This is a genomic window from Facilibium subflavum, assembly GCF_003574485.1.
In the GTDB taxonomy this organism is placed as follows: domain Bacteria; phylum Pseudomonadota; class Gammaproteobacteria; order Francisellales; family Francisellaceae; genus Facilibium; species Facilibium subflavum.
Genome location: NZ_KZ984697.1, coordinates 8,277 through 9,977, shown reverse-complemented (window position 1 = coordinate 9,977; position 1,701 = coordinate 8,277). Strand labels below are relative to the sequence as shown.

Genomic DNA, 1,701 nt, shown 5'->3' with positions numbered 1-1,701 from the left:
TGGGCTTGATTATGCGCTTGCCCTGACTTCCACATGTAATCGAATATATTGGGGGTAGTATACAAGGGAATCAGCTATGATGGAATTAAGTTGACGGTGCCTTACTGCTGATCCGATAATTTCTTGTATGGATCATATTTGTATATCTCCATTGAATCTGGAGCTATATCGATTCGTTTAGCACTGTTAATATCAAGAATAAACTTAGCATCAATTTGCATTTCTAAGGGATATGTTGCGTCAAAATTAGCTTCAGTTGCTGGGTGTAGTTTCGAATAAAGCTTTTTATCAATTTGAATTGGGGTAATAAGTGGTATATATGATAAAGTTTTGGCCAGCTTACCAGACTTATAAATTCCCATATAGTATGATCCTCCTGCACTTATACCGTCTTTTAATTTAATGAACTTACCTATCTTTCCTTCAAATGTACCCCACTGCCGTAAAGGTTTATACTTAGTGTCATTTTTTTTATAATGTAAATAATAATGTATTTTTAACATCTGGTCTTTGCTCCCATAGAGATTATATGACTCAATTACATTGTCATTAATATGAGTGAGTTCTCCAGTAAAGAAACCACTATTATCTATCCTTCCTGATAATTTATACTTAATGTTATTAACTTGTATTTCATTCATGCCAATATTCTCACCATTATCAAAAGTTTTCAGCATATTAATTTTAATATTCCCTTTAACATTCCCACTCGGATCAGTATTCATAATCGGATTCCCTGAGGTAAAAGCATACTTATTATATTCATCTATCTTGGAATCTCGGTTTATAAATGCCTGCATCTGTGGTGAGTAATATCTCGCTCTTAAATAAATCAATCCTGATTCTTGATCTAGATACTCACCATTATACTGGAATGGATTATTGGTAATGCTATAACTGTCATTCAAATTACCTTTACTGTTATTAATATCAGCAATCAACGTACTAGCTTGCTTGTTGTTATTCCCCTGATTTCGTTGGGCAGTTTGGGCTTTTACTTCTTTATTAGCATCAGTAGTTGCCATTGTATTTGTTGCTTTATCAAGTAGATTACCATACGGATCATACTGATAGCTTTGGATTATATTACCCTTGGCATCTGTTTGCGCAATCGTACTCTTACTATCATTAATCAAATAATGTACCGTCGTGGTTTGTTTCCCTTGATCAGTTGTCGTTGGAAGTGTATTTTCATTGTGTTTGCTTGATTGTTGTGTTATGTTTTTATTCACACTACAGGACACTAAGTAGTTTTTCTATTTGAATTTTTGTTAGCTTTAGCTCAAATACAAGCTTAATTGATGCCATGATTTTACTTGTATTAATCGCAATCTCCGCCAATGATTTGCTAATAAAATCCATGCCCTTGCGAACAATTGAGCGTTGAGGAAACCCATGCTTTTTAAGCTTTTCTGGATAAATTTTCATGAGCATATCACCTTGGCGATAAGACCAAATCAGCGCTAAAGTTAAGATAAAAAGGATATTGCTTAAGCGATCAGGGTTTGTGATATGTGTATCTTCCCAGTTAAAGCCTCGCGTTTTCATTGCACTAAATAGTGTTTCAATTTCCCAGCGCTTGCGATACTGATCAAATGACGCTTTGCCGTGATAATCAGATACCAAAATAAGCAATTTTCCATCAGCTAATCTACGCGCACAGATGTAAACATCACAACCCAGTACATTGCGAGGTGACTT

At 34.8% G+C, this 1,701-nt stretch carries 2 protein-coding genes; both read right to left on the bottom strand.

What is annotated here, in order from left to right:
- Positions 1–101: 101 nt before the first annotated feature.
- Complete coding sequence (locus DNK84_RS00045) at positions 102–1,232, bottom strand: RHS repeat-associated core domain-containing protein (protein ID WP_119342543.1); 1,131 nt, start codon at positions 1,230–1,232, stop codon at positions 102–104.
- 1 nt (position 1,233) lies between these two features.
- The coding region (locus DNK84_RS00040) for a transposase (RefSeq protein WP_162902109.1) at positions 1,234–1,701 on the bottom strand (468 nt) is incomplete at its 5' end.